Origin of the sequence: Bacillus sp. FSL R10-2201, from assembly GCF_038008665.1 — a bacterium.
GTDB lineage: Bacteria > Bacillota > Bacilli > Bacillales > Bacillaceae_G > Bacillus_A > Bacillus_A mycoides.
In genome coordinates this window covers 2,300,072-2,319,506 of sequence record NZ_JBBOZP010000001.1, presented here as the reverse complement: position 1 = coordinate 2,319,506, position 19,435 = coordinate 2,300,072, and the positions used below count along the sequence as shown (strand labels likewise).

14 protein-coding genes and 3 pseudogenes are annotated in these 19,435 nt (G+C 32.5%); 7 read left to right on the top strand and 10 right to left on the bottom strand.

What is annotated here, in order from left to right; all coding sequences use genetic code 11:
• Positions 1-176 precede the first annotated feature (176 nt).
• Positions 177-1,566 (top strand): annotated as a pseudogene (locus tag NSQ69_RS11985) (HD domain-containing protein).
• 293 nt (positions 1,567-1,859) lie between these two features.
• Positions 1,860-2,492, top strand: a complete 633-nt coding sequence (locus tag NSQ69_RS11980) for a cupin domain-containing protein (protein ID WP_002085579.1) — start codon at positions 1,860-1,862, stop codon at positions 2,490-2,492.
• Positions 2,493-3,112: 620 nt separating this feature from the next.
• Here NSQ69_RS11980 and NSQ69_RS11975 read toward each other — a convergent pair.
• Entirely contained in the window at positions 3,113-4,444 is a 1,332-nt protein-coding gene (locus NSQ69_RS11975) for an exosporium glycoprotein BclB-related protein (protein WP_341099268.1), read from the bottom strand.
• A 454-nt stretch (positions 4,445-4,898) separates the two neighbouring features.
• On the opposite strand from NSQ69_RS11975, the pseudogene NSQ69_RS11970 reads away from it, so the two are divergent.
• Positions 4,899-5,154 (top strand): annotated as a pseudogene (locus NSQ69_RS11970) (DUF4183 domain-containing protein).
• Positions 5,155-5,205: 51 nt separating this feature from the next.
• Here the strand turns inward: NSQ69_RS11970 and NSQ69_RS11965 are convergent.
• Positions 5,206-5,901, bottom strand: a complete 696-nt coding sequence (locus NSQ69_RS11965) for a DUF4183 domain-containing protein (protein WP_445661565.1) — start codon at positions 5,899-5,901, stop codon at positions 5,206-5,208.
• 288 nt (positions 5,902-6,189) lie between these two features.
• The gene (locus tag NSQ69_RS11960; protein WP_002109916.1) at positions 6,190-6,747 is read right to left on the bottom strand and encodes a helix-turn-helix domain-containing protein; all 558 of its coding nucleotides are present in this window, start codon (positions 6,745-6,747) and stop codon (positions 6,190-6,192) included.
• A gap of 112 nt (positions 6,748-6,859) precedes the next feature.
• Between NSQ69_RS11960 and NSQ69_RS11955 the strand changes: the two genes are divergently transcribed.
• Both NSQ69_RS11955 and NSQ69_RS11950 read left to right on the top strand, forming a co-directional pair.
• Entirely contained in the window at positions 6,860-7,444 is a 585-nt protein-coding gene (locus NSQ69_RS11955) for a LysE family translocator (RefSeq protein WP_341099265.1), read from the top strand.
• Positions 7,445-7,726: 282 nt separating this feature from the next.
• Entirely contained in the window at positions 7,727-8,587 is an 861-nt protein-coding gene (locus NSQ69_RS11950) for a hypothetical protein (protein ID WP_002127362.1), read from the top strand.
• 709 nt (positions 8,588-9,296) lie between these two features.
• Here the strand turns inward: NSQ69_RS11950 and NSQ69_RS11945 are convergent.
• Positions 9,297-9,827 carry a hypothetical protein gene (locus NSQ69_RS11945; RefSeq protein ID WP_078203269.1) on the bottom strand — a complete coding sequence of 177 codons (531 nt, stop codon included), beginning with the start codon at positions 9,825-9,827 and terminating at the stop codon, positions 9,297-9,299.
• Positions 9,828-10,098: 271 nt separating this feature from the next.
• Positions 10,099-11,196 (bottom strand): YheC/YheD family endospore coat-associated protein, encoded by a 1,098-nt coding sequence (locus NSQ69_RS11940; protein WP_002165834.1) that lies wholly within the window; start codon positions 11,194-11,196, stop codon positions 10,099-10,101.
• A 123-nt stretch (positions 11,197-11,319) separates the two neighbouring features.
• On the opposite strand from NSQ69_RS11940, the pseudogene NSQ69_RS11935 reads away from it, so the two are divergent.
• A pseudogene (locus NSQ69_RS11935) lies at positions 11,320-12,540 on the top strand (ATP-grasp domain-containing protein).
• 262 nt (positions 12,541-12,802) lie between these two features.
• Positions 12,803-13,090: a tyrosine-type recombinase/integrase gene (locus NSQ69_RS11930; protein ID WP_370458391.1), complete on the top strand. Its 288-nt coding sequence runs from the start codon at positions 12,803-12,805 to the stop codon at positions 13,088-13,090.
• Positions 13,091-13,155: 65 nt separating this feature from the next.
• Here NSQ69_RS11930 and NSQ69_RS11925 read toward each other — a convergent pair whose 3' ends face one another.
• From NSQ69_RS11925 to NSQ69_RS11905, 5 genes are all read right to left on the bottom strand, one after another.
• The gene (locus NSQ69_RS11925; RefSeq protein WP_341099264.1) at positions 13,156-14,952 is read right to left on the bottom strand and encodes an ABC transporter ATP-binding protein; all 1,797 of its coding nucleotides are present in this window, start codon (positions 14,950-14,952) and stop codon (positions 13,156-13,158) included.
• Positions 14,945-16,699, bottom strand: a complete 1,755-nt coding sequence (locus NSQ69_RS11920) for an ABC transporter ATP-binding protein (protein WP_002168397.1) — start codon at positions 16,697-16,699, stop codon at positions 14,945-14,947. The genes NSQ69_RS11925 and NSQ69_RS11920 overlap by 8 nt, the downstream gene beginning before the upstream one ends.
• Positions 16,700-16,961: 262 nt before the next feature.
• Positions 16,962-17,558: a DUF1349 domain-containing protein gene (locus tag NSQ69_RS11915; RefSeq protein ID WP_002127357.1), complete on the bottom strand. Its 597-nt coding sequence runs from the start codon at positions 17,556-17,558 to the stop codon at positions 16,962-16,964.
• 33 nt (positions 17,559-17,591) lie between these two features.
• Complete coding sequence (locus NSQ69_RS11910; protein ID WP_341099263.1) at positions 17,592-18,476, bottom strand: GNAT family N-acetyltransferase; 885 nt, start codon at positions 18,474-18,476, stop codon at positions 17,592-17,594.
• 262 nt (positions 18,477-18,738) lie between these two features.
• On the bottom strand, positions 18,739-19,428 hold the full coding sequence (locus tag NSQ69_RS11905; protein ID WP_002168398.1) for an MOSC domain-containing protein: 690 nt from the start codon (positions 19,426-19,428) through the stop codon (positions 18,739-18,741).
• Between the last annotated feature and the right edge of the window lie 7 nt (positions 19,429-19,435).

Below are 19,435 nucleotides of genomic sequence, written 5' to 3'. Positions count from 1 at the left end.
TAATATTAAATTAACACGTTCATTACTTTTTTCCATCAATCCAAAGTATGAATGGATATACGAATATAGTTTAATCTCAATATCTTTATTTTTTTACACACTTAAAACAATTTCAAAGGGTATTTATTCTATTATATAGAATTATTATTAAAAATAAATTTAAGGGATGGATATATATGAGCAAGGTATTATTACAAAAGGCAAATTATCTACGATTTGATGAATTAAAGCTTTTGAAAAAAGCTATACATTTTTGCAGAGCAAGCACATGATGGACAATACCGTCAAACTGGAGAACCATATATTATTCACCCTTTCGCGATTACAGAAATACTGCTAAATTATAAAGCTGACATTACAACATTGATTGCTGCTTTATTACACGATGTTGTAGAAGATACCGAATACTCTCTAGAAGAAATTGAATCACATTTTGGTGCGACTATTCAATATATTGTAAATGGATTAACAAAAGGAAAAAAACTACAAGATCAAAACAAAGTATTATACGAAGCAATTAATTTTAAAAAATTACTAGTATCCTCTCAACAAGATATACGTGTTGGCATTATTAAAGTTATAGATCGCCTTCACAATATAAAAACATTGAGTGTTAAAAAACCCGCAAAACAAGTAGCTTATGCGAATGAAACATTAACACTATTTGCGCCACTTGCAAAGCGATTAGGGTTATATACAATCCAGCATGAATTAGAAAATCTTGCTTTTCAATATCTACATAAAGAAAGATATACTGAAGTACATAAATTTTTAACCGAATATGTGCCACACCTTCAAAAAAATATAACTCATTTAAGAAAAGGGATACATTCTTTTTCTAATACAAACCTTTCATTTGAAATAAACTATGAGTTTCCCCCAGTATATACTGCATACTCACAATTACAAGAAATACAAAATGTATCAGGTATTTCACAAATTTGTATTACAACTACAAGTGTACTAGATTGCTATAAAATTCTTGGAATAATACATCAATTATATAAACCAACTATAAACTATTTCGAGGATAATATAGCACTTGAAAATAGCCATTTTAATAACAACTTAAAAACTAAAGTCAATATGAATGATGCTGAACAAACAATTATCATTCAAACACAAATAGCAAAAACGTTGAAAGATAACGGTATTTTTTCTTTATTGAATGATAGAACTGCAAATATTCAAGCAATATCTTATAAAATAATGGATGATACAATTGTGAATAACAATTTATTAACTACAGATCCAATCACTTTCCGTAGTTTAGTATCGTATGAACTATTTGAAAATACTATTACAGCTTATACTACAGATTTACAACCAGTTTATTTACCTGATGGTGCTACAATCATTGATTTTTCTTTCTCTGCATTTCCAAAAATTGCACATAGCATGAAAAAAGTAAAAGTAAATGGGATGCCTGTTCCACTTAAAACAAAGATATCTCATTTAGACGTAATTGAAATCCATTTTGATTCAAAACAAAACTTGGCAATAGAATGGCTAAATTACGCCAATACTGCTAAAGCACAATTAATGATTCATCAAAAACTATCTTAAATAAAAGGCCAATTCCTTTCTATAAGGCATTGGTCTTTTCATATAACGTAACCATTAAAATATACGAAATAAATTTCAATATTTTTACTCCTAACCTAACATCAATAATTCCGACTTTCATTAGTTCGCTCTAATTTTTATCCGTATTTACATTATGAGAAATAAGAAGCACAACCTATATTCTTTATAAAACAGGTTAATTTATTATGATACAGACAAATGCACATAACTAACACTAGGCACATATCCTAAAGTTGTATCCATACTTACCTATAGAAAGGCGGGTAATACAATTGACTTCTAATATCGACTACACTTCCCCCTCAACTAATTTCACTCATGATTTAAGTAAAAGTAATTTTTTTAAGAAAGATGCCCAAAATTATATAAATGTACTTGGCATGAAACAATTAAATACTTTAGAAAATACTTCTTTATTAGATATTTATTTAAGTACAGGGAATGTTGTAGAACCACATATTCATCAAAATGCAGCTGAACTCGTTTACTGTATTTCAGGATCTGCTGTTGTTTCTTTACTTAATCCATTTACGAATCAAATATTAAACTTACCGATAAAACCAGGGCAAGTTGCCAACATTCCACAAGCGTGGTGGCATTATGAAATTGCTTCAGCAGATAATACTCATTTATTAGCTATATTCGACGCCCCAACCCCAGAAGTTATTTTTGGTTCTGATATTTTAAGATTAACTCCCGCTAATATGATGGCCCATACTTATTGCCTCAATGAACAACAATGGAAACAAGCCGTATCCCCAATTCAATCCACTACGGTAATTGGTCCTCCCGGAAACTGTAATCAAAACCGCGACATGATAAATCAGTCAACTCAGCCCCCTACTCAACAACAAAATCTATATTACCAAGATTCTTATTACTTCCCTCTATACTGGGGGTATTAATTAGTATCATTTTAATAGAACCACCATTTATCTCCTCGGAAAATATCGAGGAGATTTTTTATCGTAACAATTAATAGAGTACATACATATAATATTTATATATTTAATTGGAGGTGATAGTACTATGAGTAATTATAACTATCGAAAAAACTACTCTAATAATAAAAATAGTAGCTCTTCAGCATCCTCTCAATCTTCGAACTCTCAATCTTCCGATTCCCAGTCACAAAGAGATTTAGCCGAGCAAGGCTATGTAAAGAAAAAAGGATGTAACTGTAATAAAAATAAATAGTTTATTACTAATTTGAGCAATGACATTTCACCGCTCATGATTAACAATTTAACCCACTAGTATATAGTTTATTTAATGGATGAATTCTGTTTTTAATAGAATTCATCTTTTTTGTTTATATGTAATTTTTCAAACCATATAACTTATTCCATAAACAATAAAGTGTAAATCATAAATTTTGATTTTTCTTATATACCAACTTAACAAAGAGTAACTTTTCAATTGATTTATTACTTATTTTTCACAAAAAATATAGCCCTCCCTAATATTATTAGGAAAAGGCTATATACAATTCCCTGTTTAACTTTTAATTAACCAGTTTAAAGAATTAGTCTATACTTATACCTGCACTTACAAATCCAGCTACTGCAGATATTGAACTAGTTGGTGTTAAAGAAGCATATAATAATATTTTATCCCCAGCGGCTACTGGAATAGCTTCAGGTATGATCCCTGATGATTGAGCACCGATTCCTATTACGCCAAATGCTGGTGTTAATAATAGAGGTACCCCCTGTACTGTAAAAGTATTAGTTGCTGCAGGTGCAGTTAATATTTGTATCTGCACTTGAACAGATCCTCCTGTAGGAATTGTTGCTGCAGCTGTTGCAAAAAAGTAACCTGCTAATGACGTAATATTCCCAGCGCGTGGTGCTACAAATGCATAATTACCTAACCCTACCGCTAATGTGATACTTGTTCCACCCGTTAAAGCTATGCCAGGCTGACTAAATCCAAATCCAAGGAGAGTTCCTGTATTAGCTATTAACGCGTTAATTAATGCAGCTGGTGTTGTACCTGAAGCATACGGAATAATTGCTGATGAGCCAGTTGCTCCTGTTGCTCCTGTCGTTCCTGTTGCTCCACCTCCTGTTGCTCCTGTCGCTCCTGTTGCTCCCGTTGCCCCAGTTGCCCCAGTTGCCCCAGTTGCTCCTGTTGCTCCTGTTGCTCCTGTTGCTCCACCTCCTGTTGCTCCTGTCGCTCCTGTCGCTCCTGTTGCTCCCGTTGCCCCAGTTGCTCCTGTTGCTCCTGTTGCTCCTGTTGCTCCTGTTGCTCCACCTCCTGTCGCTCCTGTTGCTCCCGTTGCCCCAGTTGCTCCTGTTGCTCCTGTTGCTCCTGTTGCTCCACCTCCTGTCGCTCCTGTTGCTCCCGTTGCTCCCGTTGCTCCCGTTGCTCCCGTTGCCCCAGTTGCTCCTGTTGGGCCTGGCGGAATTGGAGTAAGACTAATTAGTTGTGTTAATAGATTAAATAAAAGTCGTAAAGTTGATGGTGCAAAACAAGTCTTTATAGAGAAGAAGAAATCTGCAAGAGCGCTGTAAAATTGTTGTAATAGTACAGACAATTGCCCCAAGTCTGTATTAGGAGATTGTAATTCATTTAAAATACTTTGAATTAACTGTTTTAAATAATCTTCTTCTGTAGTAGGTAGTAATAAATTTAGTAAATCTAAGAGTTGGTTAAACAAGTTGATTAGTATCAATTTATTTGCAGCATTTGGGGTAGCAAAAAACGTTGGTATAGCTATTATTAAAGCATTTAGTAAACTAATCAATTCATTTAATTGTGAATTGCTAGGACAAACTACCTTCGGCTCACAACAACCACCTGTAATAATAATTGAATCACAGTGATTATTATCAGAACAATCATTATGTTTCATATTTTTCCTCCTTACTTATTTATTTTCCGAGTACCTTTCTATTCTAAGAGTTATTGAATATATAGTTATATTTTATTAGCTTTGAGTAATAATTTCCTCTTAGAAAAGAAAGCGCTACTAATAATTAAACAATAAAGAACGCTGTTTTAATTATCTTCACGACTCTCATATTAATTATATGTCTCTAAAAACTTAATGCTTAGATTATATACCTAAACTCATTAACACATTTTAAAATTCCACATTTCTATTTTTAATACATAATCTCATTCTCAAAAATAATCAATTCAAATGTGGCATAATAAATACAAAAAATCATATTGGTTATATAGGTATGTAGCCGCGTCTCTTATAAAAAAAATCATAAAATAAAACATGGGACAAGCTTCATCTTAACTAGCCCCATAAATTCAAAATAGAGGTGAAATATTACACGCCCATCATTCAACCTTTTATGGCATCCAGAAGATTCACGTCCACTTTAGGTGCTGGTACTGGTACTGGCGCAGGTTTTTCAATCGCTGCTACAGCATGCTTAAACGACTCTGGTACTACTGCAACAGCATTTCCCACTTACACATACTACAATAGTCATTCAACCTAGTATAAACTCAACTGTCACTACAGGACCTACTGGCGCAATTACCCTTCCAGGTGGAGATGCATTAGATCCTGGAATTCCGATTACAGTTGAATTTATCATCACTTAATATCTATTTTTTCAGTCAGACAGATTACTCAAATATGAGAATCTGTCTTTTTTAATGAATAGTAATAAATTGTAAAATAATTGATGAACCTAGTAAAGGCGGTTCAGAATCTACTAAAATCAACTGACCAGCAGTAACTTTGTAAAAAGGCTGTGGCTGAAGAATTCCATTTATAAACAAATTAATATATGAAACGTCATCTGGAGAGAGTATTTGTGTTGTACCATATTCAGGTATCCCATCAGCATTTGTATAAATAAGCTTTTCTCCATCTGAAAAAGTAAAATATAGTATATTTGATGTTTGTATATTACCAATAGGACCAGTTGCTCCCGTTGTTCCGGTTATTCCGATTGCTCCAGTTGCTCCGGTTACACCTATTGCTCCCGTTGTTCCTGTTATTCCGATTGCTCCAGTTGCTCCGGTTACACCTGTTGCTCCGGTTGCTCCCGTTTCTCCCGTTGTTCCGGTTGCTCCCGTTTCTCCCGTTGTTCCGGTTACACCTGTTGCTCCCGTTGTTCCTGTTATTCCGGTTACACCTGTTGCTCCCGTTTCTCCCGTTGTTCCTGTTATTCCGGTTACACCTGTTGCTCCCGTTGTTCCGGTTACACCTGTTGCTCCTGTTGCTCCTGTTGCTCCCGTTTCTCCCGTTGGAATTCGAATAACTGGAAGTGGTGGAAATGTAGGTCCAATATTTTCAAAAATTGATGTTTCATTATATTTCTTCAATTTACCACCCCCTTTCATTTAATAATTATTAAATGTATATTTCTTTTAAATGTTAAAAAACACATTTACATTTACAATTCCTGTTAATAAACGTTATTATATTTCTTATCAAATTAATATAACAACTCCATAACTTACAGGATCAACATTAATCTAAATTTGCAGGAAATTCCCCCTAACTATTCCATCACAATACGTAAGGTAATCATTTTCCAATCCTATATGCAATACTGCTTTGACACTCAACTGTGTGTCTTTTTTATACGAAAAAAGCTATCTAATTATAGATAGCTTTTTCATAATATATTAAGAAACAGGATAATAAATTGTCATACTCACTCTTGTTAATGTTTCTCCTAAATTGTAATAAACATGTGGTCTATCCGCCTTAAATCTAATGGAATCACCACTTTTTAAATTATATTTACACCCATTTACTTCAATTGTTAATTCTCCATCAAACACTGTTATAAATTCTTCCGTTCCTTCTTTATGAGCTTCCGCACTCAAACTTCCCTTTTCTTCAATTTCAATCATATAAATTTCAAACTGTCTATTTTCTTGGAACGAAAATGAAGGAAATACTCTATACCTCCCATTATCCTCAGACAATATTTGGATATCATTCCGTAAAACTATAGTCGTATCTGGTTGTGGATTATTTATTAAAGAAGTAAAGGAAACCTTTAGTCCATTAGCGATTTTCCAAATTGTTGTAATCGTAGGACTAGATTCCCCTCTTTCAATTTGTCCAATCATTGTTTTACTCACACCTGTTAATTGTGAAACCTTTTCCAAACTCAGTTTTTCTTTCTTACGAATAGCTTTTAAATTTTTTGCAAGGATAATTTGAATTTCCTCCATAAAAAACACTCCTATACCATATACAATATAACGACCATTATGTATAATAAAAAGCGAACGTTATATTGTTCTTTTCGGTCATTATAACACACGAATAAGAGGGGGGATTGAAATGCCTATATTTTCTTTTTTATTATTTGTCTTTGTTAGTAGCTTCACACCAGGCCCTAACAATTTTTTAGCTATGACATACGCCAAGCAATATGGATTAAAAAGAAGCATTACATTTTGCCTAGGTGTGGCTTTCGGTTTTTTTATTATCACTTCATTATGTAGTTTCTTTAATATTGTACTTATAAATATTCTGCCATTAATTGAATTCCCTTTAAAAATTTTAGGTGTAGCTTATATGCTGTATTTAGCTTTTAAAATACTCATTAGTAAAGGCAATACAGATACAAATGAAAAAAGTAATAAAAACTTATTTTTAGTAGGAATTATGCTTCAATTTGTTAACCCGAAGGGAATTTTATTCGGACTGACTGTAGTATCAACTTTTATTCTCCCTTACTACCATTCATATTCTAGTTACCTTTTCTTTTCATTGTTTTTAGGCATAGTCGGTTTAATGAGTACGTTTAGTTGGTGTCTATTCGGATCGATGTTTCAAAAACTTTTATTAAAACACAACCGAATATTTAACATTATTATGGCAGTCTTATTAGTGTTTAGCGCTATTTCAATTGTTATTAATTAGTTCTAATTCTTAATTTTAGATTTCACCAAATTGGCTTTTACGGAAAGTTCATCTCCCACCTAACTTCTTCCGCTTCAGCCGGATTTTTGGGTGGGAGTCTTCTAGCAATAAGATTAGCTATCCAATTCTTATATTTTGTTTAACTGAATCAAACGCTACAGTACGTATATCTTAAGTTTTTTCTCTTATTCTCCTAAATAGAACTTTTTTCTACCTTGTACAAACATTTCTTACTTTCATTAAATACAATATATAGACAAATAAAAGATAGGAGATTAAAGAATGGCTGATTTTTTTTATAAACATGGTAAAAAGTACTATAAAAACTATTCATATTCTCACAATAAAAAAGAGAACTGTTTCACTAAAACGCATACGATTGCTGGCTCAAATATACCGTTAGATATTATTGTACCAGCTAACACTTCAAGAATAGTTTTTGAAGATGCTACTAATAATCACAATAAAACATTACTGCAGTTTCATGTTCCTGGTACTTCTGCACCAATTGTTGTAACTATTCGTACAAGAAATTCTCGTAGACCGATTACCGCTACAATAGCTTCAGGTGAAACAAGAATTCTTCAAGTAGAAAATTTTGAAAGCCTCACTCTCACAAATAATAATAATACAAGTAGCGACATTGGTGTTTATATCCAAAAAACGTTTTGCATCTGCTGCAATGAACAAAATGATTATTATAAAGAGCATTCATATTCTATTAACGAAGATAGTAACTGTTTTGTCGAAACTCACACGATTGCTGGTTCGGGAACTACCTTAGCTGGAAATGTACCTCTCGATATTATCGTACCCCCTAATACCTCAAGAACAGTATTTGAAGATTTTACTATTAATCACAACAAAACTTTACTTCAACTATCTGTTCCTAACGATTCCGGTCCCATTGAAGTAACAGTTCAAACAAGAAGTTCTAACATACCAATTAATGCAACTTTAGTTCCTAATGAAACAAGGATCTTTCAAGTAGAAGATTTACAAAGCCTTACTCTCACAAATAATTCCGATACATTTGATTTTATTGATATATTTATCAATAAAACATTTTGTATTTGCTGTGATGACCAGAACAACCCTTGCGATGAATGTAACCATGAATACGACAATGATTATGATTGTTAATTTTAATGAAAAAGAAACCTTTTTATAAAGGTTTCTTTTTCATTAAAACAACTAACATCCGATAATATACGTACTTACTTATCTACCGTTTCTCGTTTCTTAATAAAATAGCATTTTTGTTTATAAATTTTACACATTTAAAGTAGACAAGCATATGTTATTATATGGAGATTGCCTCCACTCATAAGTTTCTTATCTTTCTAAGAGTACGTTTATAGGCGTGCTCTTTTGATTTTTTATCCAATAACGATTTTTATATCCACACGCTTCTTACTAAGCTTCATTGCTAAATAAGGTTGGATATATTTTTTCTATTTTTGAATGTATAATCCAAAACTTATTACTAGAAACTGTACAAATACTAATAGCTCTTCAAAAAAAGAAGCACATGCTTCTGTGGCAAAAGACAATTCGAGTTGACGAATTTGATTTTTCGCATCATCAAAATCAGAAGCTACAACTTTTTATTAAATACAACTTCAGCCTTATGACCTTGCAGTATATATTGACAATACTTTAGCTAGTCATAGAAAACCTTATGGATCAATCGCAGTATATAAAAATCCAAATACTTCTCAACGGATAGGATTATGGACAGTATATGATCCATCAAGATATTTAATATATTCCTAATTTGGTTGGGTAAGTAATAGACCAATTAATCCATAATAAGAAAAAGAGGCTGCGAAATAATTACAGCCTCTTTTCTTTAATCGCATTTTTCTATTTGGTCGCCTTCTTCACCTGCATTTTCTGCCGAACTATCCGTTCCGCCTCCTACTGCATGTTGCTGTTTAGTATTAGAACTTTCGATGGCAGCGTTGGTTCCCGCTGCACTGTCTTCTCCACCACCACTTGCCACTTGAGTAGCACTAGCCTGTTCCTTACGGGTTTTATTAATTTGATTATTGATGATAAGTACAAATTCTGCCTCTTCATCCGAAGTTTCTTCTTTCATTTTATGCGGCTCAATCTGGTCCCCACTAATTCCTTTATTTATGGCTTCGCCTCCAGCGCCCACCGTTTCTTGCTGTCGGGTATTCGATGAATCGATTGCTGCATTACTTCCTGCTGCACTATTTTGTCCGGCTCCACTGGCAATTTGTGTTGTATTCGGTGCAAATGTAATCTGATTATTAATGACAATGACAATTTTTCGTTTATCAGCAAGATTTCCCAAATTAATTTCTTCTCCATCTTTTTTTACAAATCGAAACGTGATTTTTTCATTGTTTTCCATATTCTCCCCCCTTTGTAGTATTAAATGACTGGAGAATGATAATGGATTGGACAAGCGTATTTTTTTATAAATATGTGACCCCGCCCACAATGAAGGATGTATTACCAGGTTCCGGTATTTACCTCATATTAGGTACGTTGGCTTGGCGACAGTCCAGCATCCGCCGAATTTCGGAATGCATGGAGAAAAACCTTATAGGAGATATAGAAAGAGAGATTAGTAGAAACATTGGTATATAAAGGTTTCTAGGTTTCATTATATTTTCCTTTTCTTATTTATATTTATCAGCCAAATATCTAGCATAGTGAACTAAATTTCTAGCTACATCTAATTCAAGATTAAATATATTAGGTACCCCTGGTCTCCAATTCACCTCAAATAACCACAATTTTTGATCCTTATCAATCCCTACATCAATTCCTAACTCATCAAATAGTATATCCTTATATAAAGAATTAAAATGGTTAGAAAAAGTTACTGCAAATCGTTCTAAATACCTTTTAATATTATACCAATCGTTATCAAACTCCGCTTTTAAAAAAACATCTAAATACGTACTATAACCACCCTTAGCCATATTTGATACAATACTTCCTAATGGACCTATTCTCGGGAATATAGAAGTAACAACCCACCTGCCTTCCCCATTTCTTTGAACATGCAATCGAAAATCATAAACATGACCAGATTTCATTTGACATGAAATAAACTGTTGAATTATGTAACCTTGCTCTTGAATCTTATCAGATATAAAGCTCCGTAATTGTTTTTTATTAATAGATGAAATTTGTTCTGACTCATTCATACTGTAATTCATCCCATTTTTTTCAATGAAAATAATACCACTACCTTGATGTCCAGAAATTGGTTTAATAATAAGTTTTTCATAACGATTAATCATGTCAAAAAACTTATTAACATCATTTAATTCATAAAAAGGAATAAGATATTGCTTAAATTTTTTCGCTCTATTTATTCTGTTATATACACTTAATTTATTTCCAATTGAATGACTTGTAAAAGGAACTTTTTCATGTAGATAATCATAGATTTGCTGATTTTTATCACTAACATGAACACTTGCATTGTAAATAACATCTGGAAAAGAAAATTCTTGTTCAATCCACTTACCATTTTCATAAGTTTTACCTAAAATCTTCTTCGTTTCTATATTTACTTTTCCTAAAGTAAAATAAAAAAATTCCACACCTTCAGCTTTAGCTACAGCAGCATAAGTATATGCTTTCTTTACGTCATTCGGATCTTTCCGATGATGAAGCATACCAATTATAGTCATGTTAGTTCTTCTTCCCTTCTTTCTAAAGATTTTTTTCAAAACAAATATCAAATTCATTATATATATATTCATGTTCTTCCTCATTCAACCATTTTTCGAAAAATCCAGAACAAGCTTAACCTCATTTTAATATTCTACCTATAGAAATAATAAACCTGAGATTTTATAAAATGATAAAGGTTAAGGTGACATAAAATGGATACTATCGTTTTCATTGAAACAAATAAATCTGGATCAAGTAGGGAAGCAATCAAAGCAGCTGAAAAACTTAATTTCTTTACTGTTTTATTAACTAAAAAAACAAAATTTATTAATGAACGCACTATATTCCCTGATGTACATCAGATGATTTTCACTGATATAAATGATTATGATAATATAATTACAACAATTGAAAAATTAAATACATCAGGAAAAAACATAAAAGGGATCTTTAGTTTTATTGACCCTTTTGTTTATGTGGCTGCACGTTTATCAGAAAGATTTTGCTCAAATATTGTATCTACTAAAGCTATCCATCATATGGAAAACAAAATATTAACTCGTAATGTACTTAAAGAATTACCAATCTCACTCAACTATTTAATTTACAAACCAACAGAATCATTATCATCTTTTCTTGAAAAAACTAAAGAGATAAATTTCCCTCTTATTGTAAAATCCCCTAAATCAACAGGATCCAAAGATGTATTATTAGTAAAAAATAAAGATCAATTAATCTTATCTATACAAAGTCTTTAAAAAAAACTACCTAATGAAGAAATTCTACTTGAAGAATATATAGATGGACCTCAGTACTTAGTTGAAATTTTAGTTCAAGATGGAAAAGTCCATATTATAGCAGTAATTGAACAAGAAATTACACTTTTTGAACGTTTTATTGTTACTGGTTATTCTTTACTAGGACAGGTAGACAAAAGACTATATAATAGTCTTTTCAATGCAGTTAATTCTGTTATTCAGGCCTTTAATATGAAAAATGGAGCGTGTCATCTAGAACTCCGGAGAATAAAAGATGTTTGGAAATTAATTGAGATAAATCCCAGAATATCAGGTGGAGCAATGAATGACATAATTGAAATTGGACATGGAATCAACTTAGTGCAAGAGACTATTCAGTTAATGTTAGGAAATAAACCTTCACTAAATAAAAAACATTATAAATATGTGTACGCTCATTACCTAACAGTTAAATTTAAAGGAAAACTAATTCGAGTTACAGGGAAAAACCGTAGTTCTAAATATCCTGGTGTAGAGAAAGTTTATATAAAACCTAAAAAAGGAACTATCTTAAAACCACCTACATCAATGGGACATCGATGTGGATACGTTTTAGCTGCAGCCTATTTTAAAACAGAAGCTAAAAAAATAGCTTTAGAAGCAGCTAAAGAAATTTCATTTGAAATCCAAAAATAATAAATACGACATATATACACCAACTGATGAAAATATACTAAAAATCATATTTCTTATAATTTTAATTTCTTTACTAAATAGACGACTCCAAAATGTTTTAATTTATATATGATAAAATATATCCATCGCCGATATGTCCAAACATGTAATTTTCATAGCAGCAAAATTACAAATATACTTTTACAACATGATTCAAAAATCAATGAAGGAATGTTTTAAGTGAAAGGACATATTCGAAAAAGAGGAACAAAGTGGTGTATTATTGTCGATATCGGAGCTGATTCAGAGACAGGAAAAAGAAGACAAAAGTGGTTTTCGTGATACATTTAAAGCCTATTTGAAAAAATCCGAATTAAAAAACATTAGATTTCATGATTTACGCCATACTCATGCAACGCTTCTTTTAAAACAAGGAGTACATCCAAAGATTGTAAGCGAACGATTGGATCATAAGGACGCTTTCATAACCTTAAATCGCTATTCACATTTTTCACCTAGTCTGCAAAAGGACGCTGTTAAAACATTTAGTGAAAGACTATTCGGATGGTAATGTTTGCAAATATAAAAAATGAGGTTTCTCTTTTCTAGAGAAACCTCACCACATCAATGTTTTTGTTAAATTTTAAACTGACTCGTATACAAATCAAAGTAAAACCCACCATCTTCCATGAGAGTTTCATGATTTCCTCTCTCTAAAATACTTCCATCTTTTATTACAAGTATTTGATCTGCTTTTTCAATCGTTTTCAGCCGATGAGCGATTACAAAACTTGTTCGCCCTCTCATTAAATTATTTAATCCAGATTGAATTTGTAATTCTGTTCTCGTATCAATATTAGATGTTGCTTCGTCGAGAATTAATATATCTGCATCTGCTAAAATCGCTCGTGCAATCGCAAGGAGTTGTTTTTGTCCTTGACTTAAATTCGAACCTTCTGAAGCAATTTCCGTTTCATATTGATTCGGTAGATGTTTTATAAAAGAATGTGCTGATGCTGCTTTTGCTGCTGCAACTACTTCTTCATCACTTGCATCTAAACGTCCATATCGAATATTTTCCATAATCGTTCCTGCAAATAAATACGTATCCTGTAAAACAACCCCTATTTTACTCCGCAAAGAATTAATATCATAATCCTTGATATCTTTTTCATCAATGCTAATTTGCCCTTTTTGAATGTCATAAAAGCGAGTTAACAAATTAATAATTGTTGTTTTTCCTGATCCAGTTGGACCGACTAAAGCGATTGTCTCCCCAGGATTCGCCTCGAGACTCACATCTTTTAAAATCATGTTGTCCTGTGCGTATCCAAATGAAACTTTCTCAAGCCTAACATGTCCTTGTAAATTTTGTACAAGTACTGCATCTTTTTTATTTTGAATTTCTGGTACTTCATCCATAATTTCAAAGACACGTTCTCCTCCAGCAACTGCCGCTTGAATCGTATTCATTAAAGTTGCAAATTGACTAAGTGGTCTTGAAAATTGTCGAGAATAATTAATAAAAGCTGCAATGACACCTACTGTTGTCATTCCGTTTAATACCATTACCGATCCAGTTCCAATTACAAGCCCCATTCCTAAGTTATTAATAAAGTTCATACTTGGAAAAATAAATGCTGAAAACGTTTCAGCCTTCGTTGCTGAAATTCTTAGCTGTTCGTTAATTTCATTAAAGTTATGTACGGTTTCTTTTTCTTTTCCGTATAACGTAGTTACGTCTGCGCCTGTAATAGCTTCCTCAATAAATCCATTTAATTCTCCTAAATCCTTTTGACGCTTCGCAAAGTTTTTCCCACTATAAGCAACTAGTTTTTTCGTAACGAAAAACATAATAGGTACTGTAATTAAAGTTACAATCGCTAAAATCCAATCTAATGAAAACATCGCAATTGTTACACCTATAAACGTTAACGCTGATGAAATGATTTGCACAACACTTTGTGTCAAAGCTTGATTTAAGTTATCAATATCATTTGTCACACGGCTCATTAAATCACCTTGAGAACGTACATCAAAGAATCGTAGAGAAAGTGTTTGGATTTTTTCAAAAATATCTTGTCGTATTTTTTGTATAGTCTTTAATGCAACATTAATCATTACAAATGTTTGTAACCATGTTAATAATACGGTTATCCCATATATTGCAATGAGTAGCATGCACATTCTGGCTGTCCCGCTTAAATCCTTCGGTACAATGTATTCATCAATGATGACCCCCATATAATATGGCCCCAGTAAACCTAGTAATGTCGTGATAAATACAAGAATAATAACGAACATAAGAGATGCTTTTTGATACCCCATATAGTTCCATACTCGCATTATAGTTCCTTTAGTATTCTTAGTTTTTCCCGTTTTCGGATTGTTACGTACACCTTTATTTCCAAATTGTCCTTGAAAATTACGCACGCTCTTCCCCTCCTTCTTGCTGCAGGCTACCACCTTGGGAAAGATAAATTTCCTGATACACTTCACAAGTTGCCAATAAATCCTCATGCGTACCATTTCCAACTAATTCACCGTTATTCAAAACGAGGATTTTATCAGCATCTATAATAGAAGATATTTTTGATGCAATTAAAAATGTCGTTGTGCCACTATATCTTGTCCTTAATGCTTCCTGTATTACAGCTTCTGACTTCGCATCAACTGCCGATGTAGAATCGTCTAATACAAGAATAGATGGCTTTCTCACTAGGGCTCTTGCAATAGATATACGTTGTTTTTGACCACCAGATAGATTGGTTGCACCTTGTGTTAAGTTATATTCATAAGAGTCTTCCAGCTTATTGATAAACTCAGTCGCACAAGCAGATGAAGATGCTAATTCCAATTCATCATAAGTTGCATCTTCTTTGCCATAACGTAAATTCTCTTCTATACTGCCTGAAAAAAGAAGTGCCTTTTGTGGAACGAAGCCAATGGAAGCACGAAGTTTTTGCAAATCGTATGCTTTCACATTAACATCATCTATACATATTTCACCTTGATCAACATCGTAAAGTCGTGGCAATAGTTTCGCCAATGTAGATTTACCACTTCCGGTCGATCCAATAATCCCTATTTTTTCACCTTTACGTACAGTAAAGGAAATATCTTTTAAAACATATTCATTATTTTTCGTATAACTATAGCTAACATTTTTAAACTCTACATTACCACCCACTTGCTTTGGTTCATATACGTCGCCTTCAGTTGTAATATCAACTTCAGTATGTAAGACTTGTTGTACACGATCAGCTGATGGAAAAGCACGGGCAATTTGAATAAATACCATACTAATAGACATAAGTGACATTAAAATGATATTTAAATAGTTAATAAAAGCTAAAATGGCCCCTACTTGGAGTGTACCGTTAAAAACTTTCTCGCCACCAATCCATAAAGTTGCTACAATTCCGCTATTTACAACTAGCATAATAATTGGCATCATCAATGAAATAATTTGTATTGCACGAATATTTATTTCAGTTAAACTTGTATTAACTTTCTCAAACTGTGCGATTTCATATTTTTGTCTTACATATGCTTTTATAACACGTACACCGGATAAATTTTCTTGTAGCTTTGTGTTTACTTTATCTAATGCTTCTTGTACTCGCTTAAATGAACCGCTCGATTGACCTGCAATCAATACAATTGCAACTAATAATACGGGTACCACAACAAGTAAAATTGGAAATAGGTCTCTCGCTGTTACAAAGACTATAATGATACTTCCAATAAATAATAACGGTCCACGGACAAGTACACGTAACGTCATCGTCATTGCCGATTGAATAGATGTAATATCATTTGTCACGATTGTTAATAATTTACCTGTTCCAAATGAATCACGATTTTTGCTAGAAAATGTTTCTATTTTCGCAAACACATCTTTTCGTATGTCTGTAGCGAAATTAACAGCAGCTTTTGTAGAATACATCATACAACCAAGTCCTCCAATTAAACCGATTGCTGCTGCTCCTATCATAAGAAGCCCCATTTTTATTACATAATTCAAATCCCGGTTTGCAATTCCAACATCAATAATATGTTGCATTATTGTCGGTTGAATTAAGTCCATCGCAACCTCAAGTACCATAAATAGCGGTCCAATAATAGCGAAGAACATGTATGGTTTTAAATACTGTAACAACTTGCGAAATGATTTCATACACAATCTCCTTTTTTCATGAAATTACCATCGAATAATTTATAGTCCTCCTTATTTGAGCAATATAGTCTGTAATTTCTCCATTAGTCCTATTATATTAGGCAAATTAATATTTAACATTATTAAATGATAAGTTTTAAATCATTTTTAGTCAATAAAATGGAACTTTAATCTACCAGGCATTTTCACTGCCAGTTGATGTGAATACTCTTTAACTTAATAAAAACCGCATTCTCATTTAGTAAGAATGCGGTTTTCCCATCTATATTTGTTCAATTTTAAAATCGAAAACCTCGGTCTCGAATCCATTATTTTCAGAAGGACTACACGTATAAAAACCAATTTTAACAGGCTCATTACCTATGTCCTCCATCAAATGAGCGATTCTTATTTGTTCCCATCGCTGACTCGTTTTCACATATATTGTATAATCGCCAAGTTTTCGAATAATTCGAAAACGTAATTGTTGCTTAGCAAACTCATTTGGATAGTCTTGCGTTGACCAATCAGAATAGCCATTATTCGTTACGACAGCACCTAAATGTGATGGGCCCTCAGGAATATATTCTAAAGATGTTTTTAACCAACACTTCTCAGAAATCATAACAAATAAACCCGCTTGATCGTATGTCGCATTTGGATTCATGCGCAATTGAACCTCAGCCTGAAAATCTGTCATTATCTCATCATAAAATACATGGCCATTCATTACTTCAAAACCATAATGGGTTTTCAGCCAAAAATCTGTTTCTTCTTTCGAATGGACAATGAATGTATCATTGTCTTCAAGTTTGTAAAATTTAGGTGCGTTCATTACAGTAAGTTGCTCAATATGATTTGGTATATATGATGTTTTCATAATTCCTCCATAAAAAAGCATTTAAATTAATATTTAAAACTCAGTTAATACCGGGAATTTATAACCTTTAAAATCTAATTCTTTATTACTTCGAACCATTAAATACTTACTAGTCTGTAATTCTGTATATTGTACATCATCAATTCCTAATTGATCTGGATAGAAATAAAATTCAATCTCCGTAAATTCCCCAGAGATTTCCTCACATAATTCATCTAAAATCGGAATTACCGGCGCAAATACTCCAAATAATTTTAGTTTTTGATTTTCTACTGTAAAAACAATCAGCGCATCTAATTTCTCTGAATAATAAAGGTTTTCATTCCATGTTGAATCATACATATTTAAATAAAACGAAGAGCGGTAATTTAACGTTGAAAATTTATTAGAAAGCCTTTGGCCATTTTCAATAATCTCATGTATTAATTGTCTATCCTCTTCATTATAAAAATCTAACTTTTCAAGTTGAGAATCTTTGTAGCCTTTATTTTCGTATGATACTGTCATCAAATATTCTTGCACAATTTGAAAACCAAATGGTTTATATAGTTCCGGATTTTCAGTAAACAAGACCGCACACTCGCATTGCTCATCAATTTCCTCTATCATCTTACTAAACAATTGCTTCATTAATCCTCGTCTACGATAATTCGGATGTGTCATTACTGATTGAATACCCGTTGCATTTATTTTTTCACCATTAATTAAAAGCGGAAGTGAAAATGCCGCAACATTTGCAATCGCATTATCATCTTGTAAAAATGATAATGCTTTATATGTATAATCCCAATACCCTTTCTCTGAAAAATCCTGCAATGTTTGGCTCGTAATCCCAAACACTTCTTCAAATAAAGGAAATAACTGTTCTCTTCTCGGTTCTTCTAATAGAAAGTTTGCCATTTTTTCAACATTGCCCATGTTGTCCCTCCATACGTCGATTCCATTAATTTAGATATACTTATATGACCTACTCTCAAAAAATAGGCCTTTCAAATCAATATAGTATCATAAAACTTTTAAAAATGGTTTAATTTATTTTATGTTTTGATTATTAAAAAACAAGTCGAATAAACTAGTATTAAGATTTTTGAATAATATCATGTTTATTATATAACAAATGGTGCTTCCTACTTATCTTTCCGATAATAGAAATACACCATTTTATGCAAATATAATTCACCTATTCTTTGGTTCCCTCAAGTCGCTCCTTCGTACTAATTTCTTCTCCCTTCACTCGCTTTTCAAACGTCTTTCTCCAACTAGTAGACAGTGCATTTACTTCTAAAATCCTTTTTAATCCTTCAGAGTTTTGTTTTTCTTTATGCATTATGCGATTCGCAAACAAAATTGACACACCTTTTGGATCAAGCTTCAACAATTTTAAAGTATCTACCGGTAATATCCACCCTTCTTTTAATACTCGAAAATAAAAACCTGTGTATCCTGTATCTTGAAAATATAATGGCAACTTTGGAATATTATATTTCTTGGCTAATTTAAAACAAGGTTGTCTTGGCTGCGTTACTTGTACAATCGCTTCTCCGAGTTGAAACGTGTCACCAATACAAACATCTTCTTCACGCATTCCGCTTACTGTTATATTTTCACCGAAAGCCCCATATACAAGTTCCTGATTCAACTCTTTTTCCCAGTAAGGATAGTGGTCACCAGTATAAACACAAACCGCTTTATCTACCCCTCCATGATGAACTAAATCCGCCTGTCCATCTCCATTAAACTTTAAAAATGATAAAAAAACAGGTTCCTTTACTTGCTTTTTATTTATCCCTGTTTGAATTAACTTCCCACCATACATAACCTCTTTTGGCAATCCTAGATTTAAAGATAGGATTTCATATACTTTAGTCATTCAAATC